At 59.5% G+C, this 18555-nt stretch carries 16 protein-coding genes and 1 other RNA gene; 9 read left to right on the top strand and 8 right to left on the bottom strand.

All coding sequences use genetic code 11. From position 1 onward, the window contains the following. Positions 1-134 precede the first annotated feature (134 nt). The 3 genes from ssrS to QSK43_RS18445 form a co-directional block, all read right to left on the bottom strand. Positions 135-293, bottom strand: a non-coding RNA gene (ssrS, locus tag QSK43_RS18455) — 6S RNA. A 78-nt stretch (positions 294-371) separates the two neighbouring features. Next, positions 372-749 carry a cell division protein ZapA gene (locus QSK43_RS18450; RefSeq protein WP_045023229.1) on the bottom strand — a complete coding sequence of 126 codons (378 nt, stop codon included), beginning with the start codon at positions 747-749 and terminating at the stop codon, positions 372-374. Positions 750-760: 11 nt separating this feature from the next. Further along, positions 761-1033, bottom strand: a complete 273-nt coding sequence (locus tag QSK43_RS18445; protein ID WP_332304658.1) for a DUF4164 domain-containing protein — start codon at positions 1031-1033, stop codon at positions 761-763. Positions 1034-1356: 323 nt separating this feature from the next. On the opposite strand from QSK43_RS18445, the gene tkt reads away from it, so the two are divergent. Continuing rightward, positions 1357-3339, top strand: coding sequence for a transketolase (gene tkt / locus QSK43_RS18440; RefSeq protein WP_332304657.1), 1983 nt, complete (start codon positions 1357-1359; stop codon positions 3337-3339). A gap of 62 nt (positions 3340-3401) precedes the next feature. After that, on the top strand, positions 3402-4412 hold the full coding sequence (gene gap, locus QSK43_RS18435; RefSeq protein ID WP_332304656.1) for a type I glyceraldehyde-3-phosphate dehydrogenase: 1011 nt from the start codon (positions 3402-3404) through the stop codon (positions 4410-4412). Between the two features lie 90 nt (positions 4413-4502). On the opposite strand, the gene QSK43_RS18430 is transcribed toward gap, so the two are convergent. Then, positions 4503-4772 carry a hypothetical protein gene (locus tag QSK43_RS18430; RefSeq protein WP_332304655.1) on the bottom strand — a complete coding sequence of 90 codons (270 nt, stop codon included), beginning with the start codon at positions 4770-4772 and terminating at the stop codon, positions 4503-4505. Positions 4773-5208: 436 nt separating this feature from the next. Here QSK43_RS18430 and QSK43_RS18425 point away from each other — a divergent pair, with 436 nt between their 5' ends. The 6 genes from QSK43_RS18425 (at position 5209) to rcdA (ending at position 12307) form a co-directional block, all read left to right on the top strand. Beyond that, positions 5209-7074, top strand: coding sequence for a potassium/proton antiporter (locus QSK43_RS18425; RefSeq protein WP_332304654.1), 1866 nt, complete (start codon positions 5209-5211; stop codon positions 7072-7074). A gap of 68 nt (positions 7075-7142) precedes the next feature. Continuing rightward, entirely contained in the window at positions 7143-8345 is a 1203-nt protein-coding gene (locus tag QSK43_RS18420; RefSeq protein ID WP_332304653.1) for a phosphoglycerate kinase, read from the top strand. 190 nt (positions 8346-8535) lie between these two features. Further along, complete coding sequence (locus QSK43_RS18415) at positions 8536-9561, top strand: class I fructose-bisphosphate aldolase (RefSeq protein ID WP_332304652.1); 1026 nt, start codon at positions 8536-8538, stop codon at positions 9559-9561. 349 nt (positions 9562-9910) lie between these two features. Continuing rightward, positions 9911-11200 carry an MFS transporter gene (locus QSK43_RS18410; RefSeq protein ID WP_045023224.1) on the top strand — a complete coding sequence of 430 codons (1290 nt, stop codon included), beginning with the start codon at positions 9911-9913 and terminating at the stop codon, positions 11198-11200. Continuing rightward, positions 11197-11388: a DUF1192 domain-containing protein gene (locus tag QSK43_RS18405; RefSeq protein WP_045023223.1), complete on the top strand. Its 192-nt coding sequence runs from the start codon at positions 11197-11199 to the stop codon at positions 11386-11388. The genes QSK43_RS18410 and QSK43_RS18405 overlap by 4 nt, the downstream gene beginning before the upstream one ends. A 403-nt stretch (positions 11389-11791) precedes the next feature. Continuing rightward, positions 11792-12307: a protease adaptor protein RcdA gene (rcdA, locus tag QSK43_RS18400; protein ID WP_045023222.1), complete on the top strand. Its 516-nt coding sequence runs from the start codon at positions 11792-11794 to the stop codon at positions 12305-12307. Positions 12308-12460: 153 nt separating this feature from the next. Here rcdA and rpmE read toward each other — a convergent pair whose 3' ends face one another. Continuing rightward, positions 12461-12682, bottom strand: coding sequence for a 50S ribosomal protein L31 (gene rpmE / locus QSK43_RS18395; RefSeq protein WP_045023221.1), 222 nt, complete (start codon positions 12680-12682; stop codon positions 12461-12463). Between the two features lie 261 nt (positions 12683-12943). Between rpmE and QSK43_RS18390 the strand changes: the two genes are divergently transcribed. Further along, on the top strand, positions 12944-14743 hold the full coding sequence (locus QSK43_RS18390) for an ABC transporter transmembrane domain-containing protein (RefSeq protein WP_332304651.1): 1800 nt from the start codon (positions 12944-12946) through the stop codon (positions 14741-14743). A 5-nt stretch (positions 14744-14748) separates the two neighbouring features. Here the strand turns inward: QSK43_RS18390 and QSK43_RS18385 are convergent, their stop codons facing one another. From QSK43_RS18385 to QSK43_RS18375, 3 genes are all read right to left on the bottom strand, one after another. After that, a complete protein-coding gene (locus QSK43_RS18385) occupies positions 14749-16395 on the bottom strand; it encodes an FAD-binding dehydrogenase (RefSeq protein ID WP_332304650.1) in 1647 nt (548 codons plus the stop codon). Between the two features lie 89 nt (positions 16396-16484). Next, a complete protein-coding gene (locus QSK43_RS18380; protein ID WP_332304649.1) occupies positions 16485-17516 on the bottom strand; it encodes a peptidoglycan -binding protein in 1032 nt (343 codons plus the stop codon). A gap of 2 nt (positions 17517-17518) precedes the next feature. Beyond that, complete coding sequence (locus tag QSK43_RS18375; protein ID WP_332304648.1) at positions 17519-18538, bottom strand: flagellar motor protein MotA; 1020 nt, start codon at positions 18536-18538, stop codon at positions 17519-17521. Positions 18539-18555 lie beyond the last annotated feature (17 nt).

The following is an 18555-nucleotide window of genomic DNA, read 5'->3' as shown; positions in this document are numbered from 1 at the left end:
AATCTAGATAATAGGGAATTGTTCCGCCATTGCAATGACGGCGGTATAAAAAAGCCGTCTCCGGCAGCAATGAAAAATGACTGTCGAAAAATATAAGGTCAGAGGAAGAGCCGGGGAGTGACCCGAAACTTCAAGCGCGATCCACGGCGACCGATGGAGATTTACGATCCTGGGTGCCTACAAATGTAGGTGGGCGCCATGTGTCCAGCCCCACGGGACTGGCCAGGGACAGCTCCCTTTGGATCGAGTATGGCCCCAGGGATTGTGGTTCCTGTCGGGAAGCGCAGAACGCTTCTCAGATATAGGACGTATCGAACCAAACCACCAGAGGCCCATGAACGAATTTTACTGCTGAAAAGCTTGACCGACGATCAATGTGCCGCAGGCTTCGGCCGTGCCAGCAGTTTTTCGGTAATGCCGTTCAAACGATCAGCCAGATCGCCGATGGCGACCGCGATGATCTCGTCCGATTTCGCCTTGTGTTCGGCCATGCCATCGCGGTTGCGGGAAAGGGATGCGACCTCCCCTTCCAGCTTCTCGATCTTGCGATTGAGTTCGGAAAGCTCGTCCATCACCATGATGCCCGCCATGACGGTCAGGCGCAGGTCGCCGATTTCGCCGAACTGGCTCTTGAGATGCCCGACGTAACGATCGAAACGGGTGGCAAGATCGGTCAGATGGTCTTCCTGCCCCGCCTCGCACGCCATGCGATAGGCCTTGCCGTCAATCATCACAGTAACTTGCGCCATGAAACCGCTCCCTATCGATCCAGCACCGCGCGGATCGTCTCCATCGCCGTCACCAGACGGCGGGAGACCTCGCGGTTGACTTCCTCAAGACGGTTGGCGCGAAACTCGGCCTGGTCCAACTCGTGCGCGAGCCTTGCGCGATCGACATGGACCCGCTTGACCTCATTATCGATCTCGCCCGTCTCCCTTTGCCGTTCGATACGCATATCGATGGCATTTTCGAGATTTGTGATGGCAGTGCTCAGCTCCGTCACTGCGGATTGTACGGTCTTCTCAGCCGACATCGTTTTTTCCAACTCGCACGCAACCGGCCGAATCGTCCGGTTTCAAGCCTTTTCAACATTCACGAGGTTATTACCCGATTTATCATCCCGTCAATCAAACCAGTGCATTGAGGCGTTTTGCTCTGTGGATGAACGAGGAAGCATCGGCACATATCGCACGGATTTTCCAGGAATGCCCGATTTTCTAAACGATTTTTATACCTCACAGAACCGCAATTGCCCGTGGATTTATTGACTTGCCTGCCTCACCTGCTATGGATCAACCCGCTTTTTGGATAGTTGCGTAAAACTATCTCCTTTCACCCGGAACAGACGGAAAAGCCATGATTTCTCGCGACAAACACAACCGGATGGCCAATGCGATCCGCTTTCTTGCCATGGATGCAGTGGAGAAGGCCAATTCGGGCCATCCCGGCCTGCCGATGGGCGCCGCTGATGTCGCCACCGTTCTCTTTACCCGTTACCTGAAATTCGATCCCAAGGCTCCGCTGTGGGCGGATCGCGACCGCTTCGTGCTGTCTGCGGGCCACGGTTCGATGCTGCTCTACTCGCTGCTTTATTTGACGGGCTACGAGGACATGACGATCGACGAGATCAAGCGTTTCCGTCAGTTCGGCTCCAAGACCGCCGGCCATCCCGAATACGGCCATGCGACCGGCATCGAAACGACCACCGGCCCGCTCGGCCAGGGCATCGCCAATGCTGTCGGCATGGCGATCGCCGAACGCAAGCTGGAAGAGGAATTCGGCTCCGACCTGCAGAGCCACTTCACCTATGTGCTTTGCGGCGACGGCTGCCTCATGGAAGGCATCAGCCACGAAGCCATTGCGCTTGCCGGTCACCTGAAGCTCAACAAGCTCGTTCTGTTCTGGGATGACAACAACATCACCATCGACGGTGAAGTCGGTCTTTCCGACAGCACCGACCAGATCGCCCGCTTCAACGCCGTTCACTGGAACACCATCCGTGTGGATGGCCATGACCCGGACGCGATTGCCGCAGCCATCGAGGCCGCGCAGAAATCCGACCGCCCGACCTTCATCGCCTGCAAGACCGTGATCGGCTTCGGCGCGCCCAACAAGCAGGGCACCCACAAGGTGCACGGCAATCCGCTCGGCGCCGAAGAAATCGCCGCCGCCCGCAAGAGCCTCAACTGGGAAGCCGAAGCCTTCGTCATTCCGGAAGACGTGCTGGATGCATGGCGTCTTGCCGGTCTGCGCGCCACCAAGACCCGTCAGGACTGGGAAGCTCGTCTCGAGGCGACCGAAGCCGGCAAGAAGGCCGAGTTCAAGCGCCGCTTCGCCGGCGAACTGCCCGGCAATTTCGACAGCTCCATCGATGCCTTCAAGAAGAAGATCATCGAGAACAATCCGACCGTCGCCACCCGCAAGGCCTCCGAGGACACGCTGGAAATCGTCAACGGCATCCTGCCGGAAACGGTTGGCGGTTCGGCTGACTTGACACCGTCGAACAACACCAAGACCAGCCAGATGAAGTCGATCACGCCGACGGACTTCTCCGGCCGTTACCTGCATTACGGCATCCGTGAGCACGGCATGGCGGCGGCGATGAACGGCATCGCGCTGCATGGCGGTCTCATCCCCTATGCCGGCGGCTTCATGATCTTCTCGGATTATTGCCGTCCGTCGATCCGCCTGGCCGCCCTGATGGGTATCCGTGTCGTCCACGTTCTGACGCATGATTCCATCGGCGTCGGCGAAGACGGCCCGACCCATCAGCCGGTGGAGCAGATCGCGGCGCTGCGCGCCATTCCGAACCTTCTCGTCTTCCGCCCGGCGGATGAAACCGAGACGGCCGAATGCTGGCAGCTGGCCCTCGAGCAGAAGCACCGTCCCTCGGCGCTGGCGCTCACCCGCCAGAACCTTGCGCCTTCGCGCAAGGAATATGAAGAGAAGAACCTTTCCGCTTACGGCGCCTACGAACTCGTATCGGCAAGCGACGCAAAGGTTTCGATCTTCGCCTCCGGTTCGGAAGTCGAGGTTGCCCTGAAGGCCGCAGCGACGCTGAAGGACAAGGGCGTTTCCGCCCGCGTCGTTTCCGTTCCCTGCTTCGAACTCTTCAAGGAACAGCCGGAAACCTACCGCAACGCCATCATCGGCAAGGCTCCGGTGAAGATCGCGGTGGAAGCCGCCATCCGCCAGGGCTGGGATTATTTCATCGGCTCCGAGGGCGCGTTCGTCGGCATGCATTCCTTTGGTGCATCCGCGCCGGCAAAGGATCTCTTCAAGCACTTCGGCATCACGGCGGAAGCCGTTGTCGCCGCAGTCGAGGCAAAACTTGCGTGAGGGCTTCCCCAGCCCTCGCATTCCGCAAAGACCAGGTACATATCTTGTTCGGGAGACTTTAAATGACTGTAAAAGTTGCCATTAACGGCTTCGGCCGCATCGGCCGCAATGTTCTGCGCGCCATCGTCGAATCCGGCCGCACCGATATCGAAGTCGTTGCCATCAACGACCTCGGTCCGGTTGAAACCAACGCCCACCTGCTGCGCTACGATTCGATCCACGGCAAGTTCCCTGCCGACGTGAAGGTCGAAGGCGACACGATCATCGTTGGCGGTGGCAAGCCGATCAAGGTGACGGCCGCTCGCGATCCGGCAACGCTGCCGCACAAGGAACTCGGCATCGACATCGCGCTCGAATGCACGGGCATCTTCGCTACTCGCGACAAGGCAGCGGCACACCTGACGGCAGGCGCCAAGCGCGTCATCGTTTCGGCTCCGGCTGACGGCGCCGACCTCACCGTCGTCTTCGGCGTCAACGACGACCAGCTGACGAAGGACCATCTGGTCATTTCCAACGCCTCCTGCACCACCAACTGCCTCGTGCCTGTTGTGAAGGTTCTCGATGACGTCGTTGGCATCGATCATGGCTTCATGACGACGATCCACTCCTACACGGGCGACCAGCCGACGCTGGACACCATGCACAAGGATTTGTACCGCGCCCGCGCCGCGGCCCTGTCCATGATCCCGACCTCGACGGGTGCAGCCAAGGCCGTTGGCCTCGTTCTGCCGCACCTCAAGGGTAAGCTGGACGGCACGTCGATCCGTGTTCCGACCCCGAACGTTTCGGTCGTCGACTTCAAGTTCATCGCCAAGCGCGACACGACGGTCGAGGAAATCAACGAGGCGATCAAGTCTGCCTCCAACGGCAAGCTGAAGGGTATTCTCGGCTACACCGAAGAGCCGCTGGTCTCCCGCGACTTCAACCACGACAGCCACTCCTCGATCTTCGCGATCGACCAGACCAAGGTCATGGAAGGCAAGTTCGTGCGCGTTCTGTCCTGGTACGACAACGAGTGGGGCTTCTCCAACCGCATGTCGGATACGGCCGTTGCATTTGCGAAGACCATCTAAGCAAGAGCCAGAATTCATGAATTAGAAAAACCGGCAGGAGCAATCCTGCCGGTTTTTGTTTATCAAAAAAATGGCGGCGGGACGGAGCCTTCACTTTCTGTTGTTGATAATGATTGGATCGCGCGAGCCGGCATTGCTCCAGATCGTATCGAAAGTCTGTTGTCTCAATTCGCTTTGCTCCATGGAAAGCTTCATCATGCAGTCGGCAAAATCCCGCGAACCTTCGGGGTAGCCGAACGACCGGCAGCGCTCGCGTTGCGCACCCATGTTTGCAGCTGTCTGCTCCGTGCTGGAGCAACCCGAAACAATCGAGCCCGCCGCCAACACCATAATAAATGTAGTAATAGATATCCGTTTCATCCGATCGCTCCGGTAATGGTAAAAAGCAATTCGGACGAGAGAACTAACGCAGCTGCATTGTCTCTATGTTACGTTGAAGTACCAGCAGGTGAATTGTTTCGGCGGGATATCCGATCGCTCTTCGACAGATGCAGGAGACCCAGAACACGATGCCTTCAATACCCCGCTGCGCTTTTTGATTTTTTCGCACGCACGCCGGAAAAATTCCCATTTCCTGCCTTCGTGTGGTCCACTTTGAAACGGACAAGAAGAACAGGGAAAACGGTCGTGCGCAATGCACTTCGGCCCTGCCGTATCATTCGATACACCCCGCCTTGCGTCGCCTTTCAACGCCACCAACAACAGCGCTGACAGACCGCAACCCGTGGCGCATTGACTGCGGACGTGCAGAGCCATTCATTGCGGCGGCCAGCGCGGTTTGAAAGAGGCGGTGGACGTGGAATCATTTTACCTTCTGTTGCTGGTCGCAACTGTTCTGGTTCTCGTCGCAGCGTTCTCAAGCCTCATCGCCTTCCGGTTCGGCGCACCGCTCCTGCTGCTCTTTCTCATGATCGGGCTGGCGGCGGGTGTGGACGGTCTCGGCATCGAATTCACCAACAATCCGCTGGCCTATATGCTCGGTTCGCTCGTGCTCGCCGTCATCCTTTTCGATTCCGGTTTCGGCACGTCGATGCAGTCGTTCCGGCTTTCCGCAGCACCGGCCGTGGCACTCGCCACCGTCGGCGTCATTCTCACATCCGTCTTTTTCGCGGGCGCGGCCGCCCTGCTGCTCGGGCTTTCCTGGCTGGAGGGTCTGCTGCTGGGCGCCATCGTCGCCTCCACGGATGCGGCGGCCGTGTTCTTCCTGCTCCGCATCGGCGGCATCCATATCCGTGATCAGGTGCGCTCGACGCTTGAGGTCGAATCCGGCACCAACGATCCCATGGCGATTTTCCTCACTGTCGCTTTGGTCGAGATCATCGCCAAGGGACAGGGAATGGCTGGCATCGACACCGGTTTCCTGCTGCTGTTCATCAAGGAAATGGGTCTCGGCGTGATTTTCGGCCTGCTTGGCGGCGTCATGATCGCCACCGTGGTCAACCGTTTCGCCGCCGACCGCGGGCTCGCGCCGATCTTCGTGCTGGCGCTGGCCCTGCTCGTCTTCTCCTTTACCGGCGCGATTGGCGGCAGCGGATTTCTCGCGGTCTATGTGGCGGGCATCGTTGCCGGCAACCGCAGGATCTTCGCCAAGGAAACCATCCGCCGTTTCCATGAGGGGCTGACCTGGCTCGCTCAGATCATCATGTTTCTTATGCTCGGCCTCCTGGCCACGCCGTCGCAATTTCCGGCGATCGCCGTTCCGGCCGTCCTGCTTGCGCTTTTCCTGATCTTCGTCGCCCGTCCGCTCGCGGTGTGGCTCAGCCTGATGCCCTTCAACTATACCCAGCAGGAAACATCGTTCGTGGCATGGGTGGGCCTGCGCGGTGCGGTTTCGATTCTGCTCGCCATCATGCCCATTCTCGGCGGGCTGGACGATGCACAGATCTATTTCAACGCCACCTTCATCATCGTGCTGGTGTCGCTCCTGCTGCAGGGCTGGACCATCAAGCCCGTGGCCACAAGGCTGGGGTTGATCGTGCCGCCGCGCATGGGCGAGGTCGACAAGCTGGAGGTGGACCTTCCCGGCACCGCCAATCATGAACTGATTTCCTATCGCGTCGCGACGGGCAGCGCCATCCTGCACGGCGAGCGTATTCCGCGCTGGGCGATGCCGTCGCTGGTGGTGCGCGACGGCAAATCGATCCGCTACCAATATGCCGGACGCCTGCGCGAAAACGATCTCGTCTATCTTTTTATCGCGCCCGGCTATACCCGGCTGATCGACCGGCTGTTTGCCAGCGCCTTGCCGGTCGCAGACGACGACGCCGATTTCTTCGGCATTTTCACGATCTCGCCCGCCCGTCCGGCGACGGAACTCGATGCAGCCTACGGCCCCGGCCTCATTTCGCCAGCCGAACACGCCATGAACATCGCGGAACTTATCGAGGCGCGTCTTTCGGGGAAGGCGGATTATGCCGACCGGGTGCGCCTCGGTTCCATCGTTCTCATCGTTCGGGCACTGGATGAACATGAGGCGATCACCGGTGTCGGCATTTCGCTCGAGCCGGTCGAACCAGCCATCGGCCTGCCGATCTTCATCAGTTTTTCGGAAATCCTCCGCCGTGCGCGCACGCATCTGGCGCAACGGCGCGCAATGCGCTCCAACGATGCCCGCGAAGGCGTTTCCGCGCCTTCGAACGGGGTGAGAGAAAATGAGGTCTGACCCGCTTGCGTCGTCAATCAGGCATAGTATGGTCCGTCCCGAACTCGCAACAAAATCAGGATCGACCCATGCCCGCCTTCAAGACCATCGACGACCTTAACGACATTGCCGGAAAGCGCGTTCTCGTCCGCGTTGATCTCAACGTGCCGGTTGCGGATGGGAATGTGACGGATAAAACCCGTATCGAACGGGTTGCGCCAACCATTCTGGAACTCTCCCAAAAAGGCGCGAAAGTCATTCTGCTTGCCCATTTCGGCCGACCGAAGGGTGAACCGGTCGCGGACATGTCGCTTTCCCTGATCGTGCCTGCCGTCGAGGAAGTGCTGGATCACGCCGTTTCCTTCGCGTCCGATTGCATCGGTACGCCGGCAGCCGACGCGGTCGCAAAAATGAACGACGGCGATATTTTGCTTCTGGAGAACACCCGCTTCCACAAAGGCGAGGAAAAGAACGATCCCGCCTTTATCGAGGCACTGGCCGCCAATGGCGATATCTATGTGAACGATGCCTTCTCCGCCGCCCACCGCGCCCACGCCTCCACCGAGGGCTTAGCGCGCCATCTGCCCGCCTATGCCGGCCGCACCATGCAGGCAGAGCTTGAGGCGTTGGAAAAAGGCCTTGGCCAGCCGGTCCGCCCGGTGGTCGCCATCGTTGGCGGGGCAAAGGTTTCCAGCAAGATCGACCTCCTGATGAACCTCGTCAGGAAGGTCGACGCCCTCGTCATCGGCGGCGGCATGGCCAACACCTTCCTTGCCGCACGCGGCACACAAGTCGGCAAATCGCTCTGCGAGCACGATCTGGCCGAAACCGCAAAACAGATCATGATCGAGGCGGCGACATCCGGCTGCGCGATCGTGCTGCCGGAAGACGGCGTGGTTGCCCGCGAATTCAAGGCCGGCGCGGCAAACGAAATCGTCGATATCAACGCCATTCCTGCCGACGCCATGGTTCTCGATGTCGGCCCGAAATCGGTCGAAAGCATCAAGGCCTGGATTTCCCGCGCGGAAACGCTGGTCTGGAACGGACCGCTCGGTGCTTTTGAAATCGAGCCCTTCGATGCGGCAACCGTAGCTGCGGCAAAACATGCCGCCGAATGCACCAAAGCGGGCAAACTCGTTTCCGTCGCCGGCGGTGGCGACACGGTCGCAGCACTCAACCATGCCGGCGTCTCGGAAGATTTCAGCTATATCTCGACGGCGGGCGGCGCCTTCCTCGAATGGATGGAAGGCAAGGAATTGCCGGGCGTTGCCATCCTGACCGCCGCCAAGTAAACTTCCCCTACTTGCCTGACACTGGGCCGGACAAGCGATGCTTGGCCGGCCTCGTTTTTTGGTAAGTGCGCATGGGAGGAAAGTTTCAAACGATTGAAACCATTTCAATCGTTTCAATGAGTTAGCGCGCCATTTCCCTGCCGTGGAACTTCTGTTATCGGAAATTTATTGTGCCTTGGGAGAATAGCAAATGACCGAACGTCTCGAAGACATCGCAATCAAAATGGTTGCCGACGGCAAGGGCCTGCTCGCCGCCGATGAATCCACAGGAACGATCAAGAAGCGTTTCGACAGCATCAATCTGGAATCCACCGAAACTGCCCGCCGCGACTATCGCGAAATGCTGTTCCGCTCCGACGATGCCATGAAGAAGTCCATCTCCGGCGTCATCCTTTACGAAGAGACCCTGTTCCAGAAGGCAGCCGATGGCACGCCTTTCGTAGACATCATCAAGGCCGCCGGCAGCTTGCCGGGCATCAAGGTGGATATCGGCGCCAAGCCTATGGCCTTCCACCCGAGTGAATTCATCACCGAAGGCCTCGACGGTCTTTACGAGCGCCTGCGCAAGTACCACGAGGCCGGTGCCCGTTTCGCCAAGTGGCGCGGCGTCATCACCATCGGCGATCAGCGCCCGAGCTGGGGCTCGATCAAGGCAAACTCCCAGTCGCTCGCCCGTTACGCCGCTCTCTGCCAGCAGGCGGATATCGTGCCGATCGTGGAACCCGAAGTGCTGATGGACGGCGAACCCGGCACGCACGACATCGATCGCTGTGCGGAAGTCACGCAATGGGTTCTCCAGACGGTATTCGCGGATCTGTTCGACGCCCGCGTCAATCTTGAAGGCATGATCCTCAAGCCGAACATGATCATCGACGGCAAGAAGGCCCGCAAGGCTTCCGTCGAGGAAGTGGCGGAAAAGACCGTGAAGGTTCTGAAGGCGACCGTGCCTTCCGCCGTTCCCGGCATCGCCTTCCTTTCCGGCGGCCAGTCCTCCGAAGAGGCGACGGCGCATCTCTCCGCCATGAACGCCGGTTACGACCTGCCCTGGTCGCTGACCTTCTCATACGGCCGCGCCCTTCAGGACGGCGCGCTCAAGACATGGGGCGGCAAGCAGGAAAATGTCGCCGCCGGCCAGCGTGCCTTCACGCATCGCGCCACAATGAACAGCCTTGCCGCAAAGGGCAACTGGAAGCAGGAACTCGAAAAGGCAGCCTGAGGCCCCGGCGATAGACATGCATCGAAATCGAAGCCGCCCCTGTGGGCGGCTTCTTTGTTTACGGACGCAGAAGCAGCGTCGCCGACCAGATGACAAAGGCCGCAACCGCTATCTTCCAGCAATCGCCTCTTTTCTTGAGGCCTGGCAGGCCCAAAGGCCGGATGATCTGGATTACCATTGCAAGCAGTAAAAAAAGGCCGATCGCCTTCGTCATTTATTGAGCCTTTTCTTTATTTCTGCATCGTCACAGGCTGGACATTTTTACCGTTCACCAGAAGAGTGCAACTCATTCGGGTAACACCCGTTTTATGGCTGTCGACCATATGTCCGAACGCATGAGAGTGTTTTCATGAGCAGAAATCTTCTACCCGTATTCGCTCTTTTATCCAGCACTCTGTTTCTTTTTCTTGGTAACGGCCTTCAGGGTCTCGTGCTGCCGATGCGTGGTTCGGCGGAAGGCTACTCCAACGAAATTCTGGGCTTTCTCGGCACATCATGGGCGGCGGGCTTCGTTATCGGCTGTTTCGTGGCGCCCGCCATCGTGCGCCGTGCCGGACATGTGCGGGCATTTGCCTCCTTTGTCGCGCTGGTCTGCCTGACGGTGCTGATGACCGGCCTCATCATCGACGATATCTCATGGATCACCTTACGCGCACTGACCGGCTTCTGCACGGCCGGTACTTCGATGATCATCGAAAGCTGGCTGAACGAGCGCGCGACCAATGAGAGCCGCGGCATGATCTTTTCGCTCTACATCGCCATCACGCTGCTTGGCGTCGTGGCGGGGCAGATGATCGTGCCGATGGGCGATATCAGCAACAACTCACTGTTCATGATCTGCGGCATCATCTACTGCATCGCCATTCTGCCGGCGACGCTGTCCAAGGCTGCCAGTCCCCAACCGTTGCAGAAGGTCAAGCTGGATTTACCCGCCCTTTACCGCAACTCGCCGGTCTCCTTCGTCGGCATTCTGATGATCGGCATCGCCAATGGCGCTTACGGCACGCTCGGCGCCGTCTTTGGCGCGCGGGCGGGTCTTGATCCGACCATGATCGCCATTATGGTGTCTGTCACGATTTTCGTCGGCGCACTGGCACAATTTCCCGCAGGCCGTCTTTCGGACCGGATAGACCGCCGTTATGTGCTTGCCGGGCTGGCCGGGCTTGGCGCGGTCGCGGGCTTGGCCGTTGCGGCCGTGCAACCTCACAATGTCTATGTACTTATCCCCATGATCGCCATTTACGGCGCCGCCGCCAACGCGCTTTATCCGATCGCCGTGGCCCATGCCAACGACTACGCGGCATCGGAAGACTTCGTCAAGGTTTCGGGCGGTCTGCTGCTGCTCTACGGCATCGGCACCATCATCGGCCCGACACTCGGCGGCGCGATCATGACCTATTCCGGCCCCTATGCGCTGTTTCTGGTGACAGCCGTGGCCCATCTGCTGATAACGGCCTACGCCATCATCAGAAGCCGCCAGCGCGCCGCCCTCTCTACCGACGAAAAGGACAATTTCTCGACGATGATGCCGACAACGCCCTCACCGCTCGTCACGCCGGAAAGCATTGCGCTTGACCCGCGCGCGCCGCAATATCCCGAGGACGATGGCGACCATGTTGAAAAAGGAGCAGGCATATGACCCTCTTTGACGATGACCGTCCGCAAAAACCCGTGGCGCATGAGATCGGCTGCGATCTCAGCCTTCTTTCGGTGGACGAGCTGAGTAACCGTATCGATCTCCTGAAAGCGGAAATCACCCGGCTTGAAGAAGAGAGGCAACGGAAGTCCGCCGGCCGGCTGGCGGCGGAGAACCTCTTCCGATCCTGACGGACGCGCCAGCAAAACATCGGGCGAAATCCGCAAACTACAAGCTGTGGGCACAATGGCTAACGAAAATAAAGATTTTGACGCAGTCTTTCGTTTACCATTAACCAAAAATTAAGCTTTCTGAGAGATTACTATACATGTCCAGTTCTTCTGGGCCTCAGGCATCTTCTCCATACGGCGAATTGGTCTGATTTTTCTCCCTGTTTTACCTTGAGAGCCGCTTTCGCGGCTCTTTTTTTGCCGGTAACGGAATCCCGTAAAACTGTGGGTATTAACCCTTCTTTAATAATTGCCTTGCGCATTTCAGGTAAAGATACCATCCTGAAAACACTAAAAGGCCGGAACAAAATATCCGGGTCTTCGTTGCCTGACAGTGTGGTGCGTGAGCAGGGATTTAAAGAAAATGTCAGAACAGGTCTTAAATACCATAAGCTTTGCGGGTCACGCAGCTGCGTCCAATCAGTTCAAGACCCTCTATACCGAAGGCATGACCTTGGTTGAGGAAACGGCAAGTTATCTCGATGGTGCCGGTCGCACCGCTTCCAAGGTTCTGCCGCGCATGGCGTCGGTCCTTTATGCGGCGGAATCGATGCGCCTCACCACCCGCCTGATGCAGATGGCGTCCTGGCTGCTTCTGCAGCGCGCCGTCAACAATGGCGAGATGACAAGGGATCAGGTTCTCAGCGAAAAGAACAAGGTGCGGCTCGACAGCTTCAACGTCGACCGTAATGCCCCCGGCTGGAACGACCTGCCGGAATCATTCCGCGACCTCATCGAACGGTCGCTGCGCCTCCAGAACCGCGTCGCCCTTCTCGACCGTGAAATCTATCGCCCGTCTGAAGTGACCAAGGTGCCGGACAACGAAAACAGCGTGCAGGCGCAGCTCAATCTTCTGCGCACGGCTTTCTCGATCAACTGAGAAAAGACGTCTTTATCCGGACAATTTGAAAAGCAGGCTGAACGGCCTGCTTTTTTTGTTTTGGTCGATTCTGACACTGATATCATCGCCAAAACAGGCAACAAAAAAGCCCGGCAAAACCGGGCTTTTTTAATTGATCCGTCCGCAAGTAGATCAGAGGCCGAGGCCGCCGAAACGCTTGTTGAACTTGGATACGCGACCACCGCGGTCCATAAGCTGCTGGTTGCCGCCCGTCCATGCCGGATGGGACTTGGGGTCGATTTCAAGGTTCATGACTGCGCCTTCCGAACCCCAGGTGGAGCGGGTTTCGTATTCGGCGCCATCGGTCATGACGACCTTGATCGTGTGATAAGCGGGATGGATATCAGCCTTCATGACAATCTTCCTGGTTAAGTGACGTGCGGTCCATTTGCCGCAATTGCGTCAACTGAGCCATTTCAATAAATGAAGCCATAGTCCTGATGGGCTATGGCTTCCCAATTCGATGCGGAGCCTATACATGAAGGTCGCCCAGATAACAAGAGCCTGCTATCCCCTTGTGAAAGGAGATGGCCTCAGGGACAGGAATTTTACCGCGCGCCGGAAATTCACCCGCAAAAGGCCGAAAAACGGCACCGAACGAGGAGTATCGAGGACGTGGCAGACATTGAAGAGCAGAAAGCGGCGAAACAGAGAAGCCTGAAGCCGCTTCTTGGCCTGTTTCCCTATCTCAGGCGTTATCGCGGCCTGATGGCGGCGGCCCTTTTCGCGCTTGCGCTTTCCTCCGCCACGACACTGGCTCTGCCGCTGGCCGTTCGCCGCATCATCGATCATGGCTTCCAGACGCCGGATGGCGGTATGATCAACAGCTATTTCGCCATGCTCCTGGCGATTGCCGTCCTCCTCGCGCTTGCCAGCGCCATGCGCTATTATTACGTGATGACCATCGGCGAAAGGGTCGTTGCGGATCTGCGCCGTGATGTTTTTGCCCATCTCACCACGCTGTCGCAGCAGTTTTTCGATGCCAACCGATCCGGCGAGCTGACCTCGCGGCTGACCGCCGATACCGTACAGATCCGTTCCGCCTTCGGCTCCTCCGCCTCCGTGGCGCTGCGCAACATCATCATGTGCTGCGGCGCAGTGGCAATGATGATCTATACCAGCCCCGGCCTTTCCGGCCTTGCGCTGCTTGCCATTCCCTTCATCGTTTTTCCGCTGATTGCCTTCGGGCGCTCGGTTCGCGCCCGCTCCCGCAACACGCAGGACACATTGGCCAATTCCGCCGCCTATGCTTCGGAAACGATCGGGGCAAGCCGCACGGTGCAGTCCTTCAACGCCGAGGCGCTGGCGAATGCCCGTTACGGCGCCTCCGTGGAGGCCGCCTACCAAGGTGCACGCGCGGCGATCGGCGCCCGGTCCATTCTTACCGCCGTCGCCATCGCGCTCGTCTTCGGCAGCGTTGTCGGCATTCTCTGGTATGGCGCGCAGAGCGTTTTGTCCGGCGGCATGACCGCCGGTACACTCGGCCAGTTTGTGCTTTATTCGGTCATCGCGGCAAGCGGCCTCGGCCAGCTCTCCGAGGTCTGGGGTGAGCTCGCGCAGGCGGGCGGTGCGGCCGAACGGCTTTCCGAACTGCTGAACGAACGCTCGCCCGTCGCGGAACCGGCAGCGCCCGTTTCCATGGTCAACCCGCCGCGCGGTGAGGCGGCATTCGAGAATGTCGGCTTTATTTATCCGCGAGCAACCGGTGGCCCGATCATATCCGGTCTCTCCTTCAAGATCAGCGCCGGCGAAACCGTCGCCATCGTCGGCCCTTCCGGCGCGGGCAAGAGCACAGTCTTTTCACTTTTGATGCGGTTTTACGATCCGCAACAGGGCCGCATCACGGTTGATGGCACCGATATCCGCGATGCCAGCCTCGCCGATCTGCGCGCGCGCCTGTCCATCGTGCCGCAGGATGTGGCGATATTCGCCTCCTCCATCCACGATAATATCGCATTCGGCCGGCCGGATGCGACACGCGAGGAGGTCCGCACGGCCGCCATCGCCGCGCAGGCGGACAGTTTCATCGCCCGGTTGACCGATGGCTATGACACGCAGGTGGGAGAGCGCGGCGTCACGCTTTCCGGCGGCCAGCGCCAGCGCCTCGCCATTGCCCGCGCCATCCTGCGTAATGCGCCGATCCTGTTGCTGGACGAAGCGACCTCCGCACTGGATGCGGAAAGCGAAACGCTGGTACAGAAGGCGCTCGATGAGCTGATGAAAACCCGCACCACCATCGTCATTGCCCATCGCCTCGCCACCGTGCTCAAGGCAGACCGCATTCTGGTGATGGATGAAGGCCGCATCATCGAGGAAGGCACGCACCAGAGCCTCATTCGCCAGAACGGCCTTTATGCAAGGCTTGCCCGGCTGCAATTCCAGACCGGGCCGGACGAATTGCGCGCTCAAGCCTAAGGCGCTCACGCCAGCACGCTTCGCCCCGCAACACGGCCCGAAAACAGGCATCCGCCGAGGAATGTGCCCTCCAGCGCATTATATCCATGCATGCCGCCGCCGCCGAAACCCGCCACCTCACCGGCGGCATAAAGACCCGGCACCGGATTACCGACAACGTCCAGAACCCGCGCTTCCAGATCCGTATGCAGGCCGCCCAGCGTCTTTCGCGTCAGCACATGCAGGCGCACGGCAATCAGCGGCCCCATCGCCGGATCGAGCAGCTGGTGCGGTTTTGCGGTGCGCATCAGCCTGTCGCCGAGATAACGGCGTGCGCCGTGGATCGCCGTCACCTGCGCATCCTTGCAGAAACCATTGTCGATCTGCCGGTCGCGCGCCTCGATCTGCTGGCGGATGTGATCTATATCCAGCCGGTTGTCACCGCTGATCGTGTTCATCGCCGCCACAAGCTCTTCCAGCGTATCGCGGACGGCGAAATCCTCACCCCGCTCCATGAATGCCCGCACCGGCCCCGGCGGCTCCTTGCCCAGCCGTTTAAGTAGCAACCGCACATCCTTACCCGTCAGATCCGGATTTTGCTCCGAGCCTGAAAGTGCGAATTCTTTCTTGATGATCGCCTTGGTCAAAATGAACCAGCTGTGGCCGCTGCCGCGCTCGCCCAGCATTTTAAGCGTGCCGAGCGTGTCGAAGCCGGGCATGGCGGGCGCTGGGAGCCGGTTTCCATCCGCGTCGCACCAGAAGGACGAGGGGCCGGGCAGGATGCGGATACCGTGATCCGGCCAGATCGGATCGTGATTTTTTACGCCCTCGGTATAATGCCACATGCGGTCGCGATTGATGACGGTTCCGCCCGCTGCTTCGGTGATGGCAAGCATGCGGCCATCCACATGCGCGGGCACACCGCAGACCATGCTCGCGGGTGGGCTACCCAACCGCTCCACCGGCCAGTTGCGCCGCACCAGTTCCCGATTGCCGCCAATGCCGCCGGAACTGACGATGACCGCTGAGGCCGAAAGGGCAAAATCACCCTGCTCCTCCCGGCTGCTTTGTTGTCCGCGCAACACAGGGTCCGCAGCAAGAACAGCGCCCGAAATACCGGCTACCCTGCCGTCGGTGATGTCCAGACGGTCGACCCGGTGGCGGAACCGAAAGGTGAGTCGGCCGCTTGCCGTCATGGCCTTCGCCTTTTCAACAAAGGGCGCCAGCACGCCCGGACCCGTGCCCCATGTGACGTGGAAACGCGGAACGGAGTTGCCGTGGCCATGGGCAAAGGCCCCACCACGCTCAGCCCAGCCGACCACGGGAAACCAACGCACGCCCAACCGATGGAGCCATTGACGTTTCTCGCCGGCGGCGAAATTGAGATAGGCCTCCGCCCAGCGGCGCGGCCAGTGATCTTCGGGGCGGTCGAAACCGGCCGAACCGAACCAGTCCTGCCGCGCAAGCTCAAGACTGTCGCGCACCCGCATCCGTCGCTGCTCGGGACTATCGATGAAAAACAGGCCGCCCAGCGACCAGAAGGCCTGCCCGCCGAGGTTTTGTTCCCCCTCCTGATCCACGAGACAAACGCTGAATCCCCGCTCCACGGCTTCGGTCGCTGCTACAAGCCCGGCAAGTCCCGCGCCGACAACGATTACATCATACCGTTCCATCAGCCCCTCCCAGATATGACGGAATTACTTTTACGCGAACGTAAATTCAGTTGCCGCCCAAGGCAACCGCTATGATGCGGCCTGGGATTTCAGCGCTCGGTGAGCTTGAGTTCGATGCGACGGTTCTGTTGGCGCGCTTCCGGCGTGTCGCCTTCGGCTATCGGCTGATATTCGCCAAAACCGGCAGCGGCCAGCCGGTTCGACGGAACGCCCTTGGAAATCAGGAATTTCACCACCGAGGTCGCGCGCGCCGAAGAAAGTTCCCAATTGTCGCGGAAACGACCGGAACCGGAAAGCTGGACATTGTCCGTATGGCCATCCACGCGCAAGACCCAGTTGATCTCCGCTGGGATTTCCTTGGCGAGATCGATCAGCGCGGCGGCCAGCTTCTCCATCTCCGCCTGTCCTTCCGGGTTGAGATCGTTGCCGCCAGAAGGAAACAGCACTTCGGACTGGAAGACGAACCGGTCGCCAACGATGCGGATGTTTTCGCGATCCGAGAGGATTTCGCGCAGCCTTCCGAAGAAATCCGAACGGTAGCGGTTGAGTTCCTGAACCCGTTGCGCCAGCGCGACATTAAGGCGGCGGCCGAGATCGGCAATCTTGACCTGAGATGAGGTGTCCTTGGCCTCCGACGCCTGCAAAGCGGCTTCCACCGAGGCGATCTGCGCTCGCAGCGCCGCAATCTGCTGGTTGAGCAACTCGATCTGCGCCGACGCACGGGAGTTGGCCTGCCTCTGGTCGTCCAGCTCGCCGGTCAGGTTGCCGATCCTGGCATTGGCGCTTGCACTGCTGCCAGTACCGGCGTCGAGAAGCGACTGCAGGCGTGAACGTTCGTTTTCCGATGCAGCAAGCGTGGATTGCAGGCTCGCCAGCGCATCCTCGACATCCTGCTTGTTGCCTTTTTCCATGGCCAGAAGTTCGGTCAATTCCGCAATCTGGCTATTGAGACGCGTCAAAACTTCGTCCTTGCCGGTGATTTCTCGTGAAAGGACGAATTGCGCCAGCACGAAGACCGTGAGCAGAAACATGATGGCCATCAGCAGCGTCGAGAGCGCATCGACGAAACCCGGCCAATAATCCACACCCCTGTCGCGGCGGCGGTTGCGCGCAAGCGCCATGGCTACTCGCTCCCGTTATCGTGCCGGGTGCGTCCGGAGGATTTTGTCTCGCTATCGATGCGCGTCGACAGCTTGTCGAGCGTGCGGCGGAGCGACTTCGATTCCTCCTGCTGCGCCTCGATCCAGTCGCGCAACATCTGCTGTTCGCTGCGCATGTTCTTGACGAGACCCTGAATGCCTTCGGCGAGGCTTGTCATGGCCGCAAGCGAACGTTCGGTACTGACGGCGGCGCCGGGTTCCGCCTTGAATTCCCTGGGCATTTCCACCGAGGTATCAGTGACGGAAGACAGCCAGTTTTCGAGCTGTGTATAAAAGCGGTTTTGAGCGCGTCCGGCCTGCAAATCGAGGAAACCGAGGATCAGCGAGCCTGAAAGACCGAGAAGCGATGAGGAAAACGCCGTTCCCATGCCGGCAAGCGGCGCGGTGAGACCGGCCTTGAGCGAACCCAGAACATCGTTGCTGTCACCGGCGCTCGGATCGAGCGACTGGATGACATTGCTGATGGCGCCGATTGTGCCGATCAGGCCCCAGAAGGTGCCGAGCAGACCCAGAAAGACCAGAAGACCGACGAGATAACGTGACGTATCGCGGCTTTCATCAAGGCGTGTTGCGATGGAATCGAGGATCGTCCGCTGCGTGACGGCAGAAAGCCGAACTTCGCCGCGCTTGCCGATCAGCGTGCTCATGGGGGCAAGCAGTTTTGGCGCGCGACCGGCTTTTTCGACGCTGCCGGCGGCCCGGAATGCATTGAACCAGCGGACTTCCGAGCGCAGGCTCATGGTCTGCGTAAACACCAGAATGATACCGATGACGAGAACGCCGAGAATGAAGCCGTTCAAGCCGGGGTTTGTCATGAAGGCGATGTGCGCCTGCCGGTAAAGAATGGCCGCCAGAAAGCCCACGAGGATCAGAAACAGAACCATCGTCCAAAGAAACGGTGTGGGGCTGGACAGCTTGTGGCTGTATTGCCGTGTGGTCACCGGCTTCTCCACGCCGAGATCGAGCAACTCCGAATCCGCCATAACGTTCGCATTCCCTT

It is taken from the genome of Rhizobium sp. GR12 (assembly GCF_036596185.1).
Lineage (GTDB): Bacteria > Pseudomonadota > Alphaproteobacteria > Rhizobiales > Rhizobiaceae > Agrobacterium > Agrobacterium nepotum.
The sequence above is the reverse complement of the archived record's forward strand: the minus strand, read 5'-3'. Positions and strand labels throughout refer to the sequence as shown.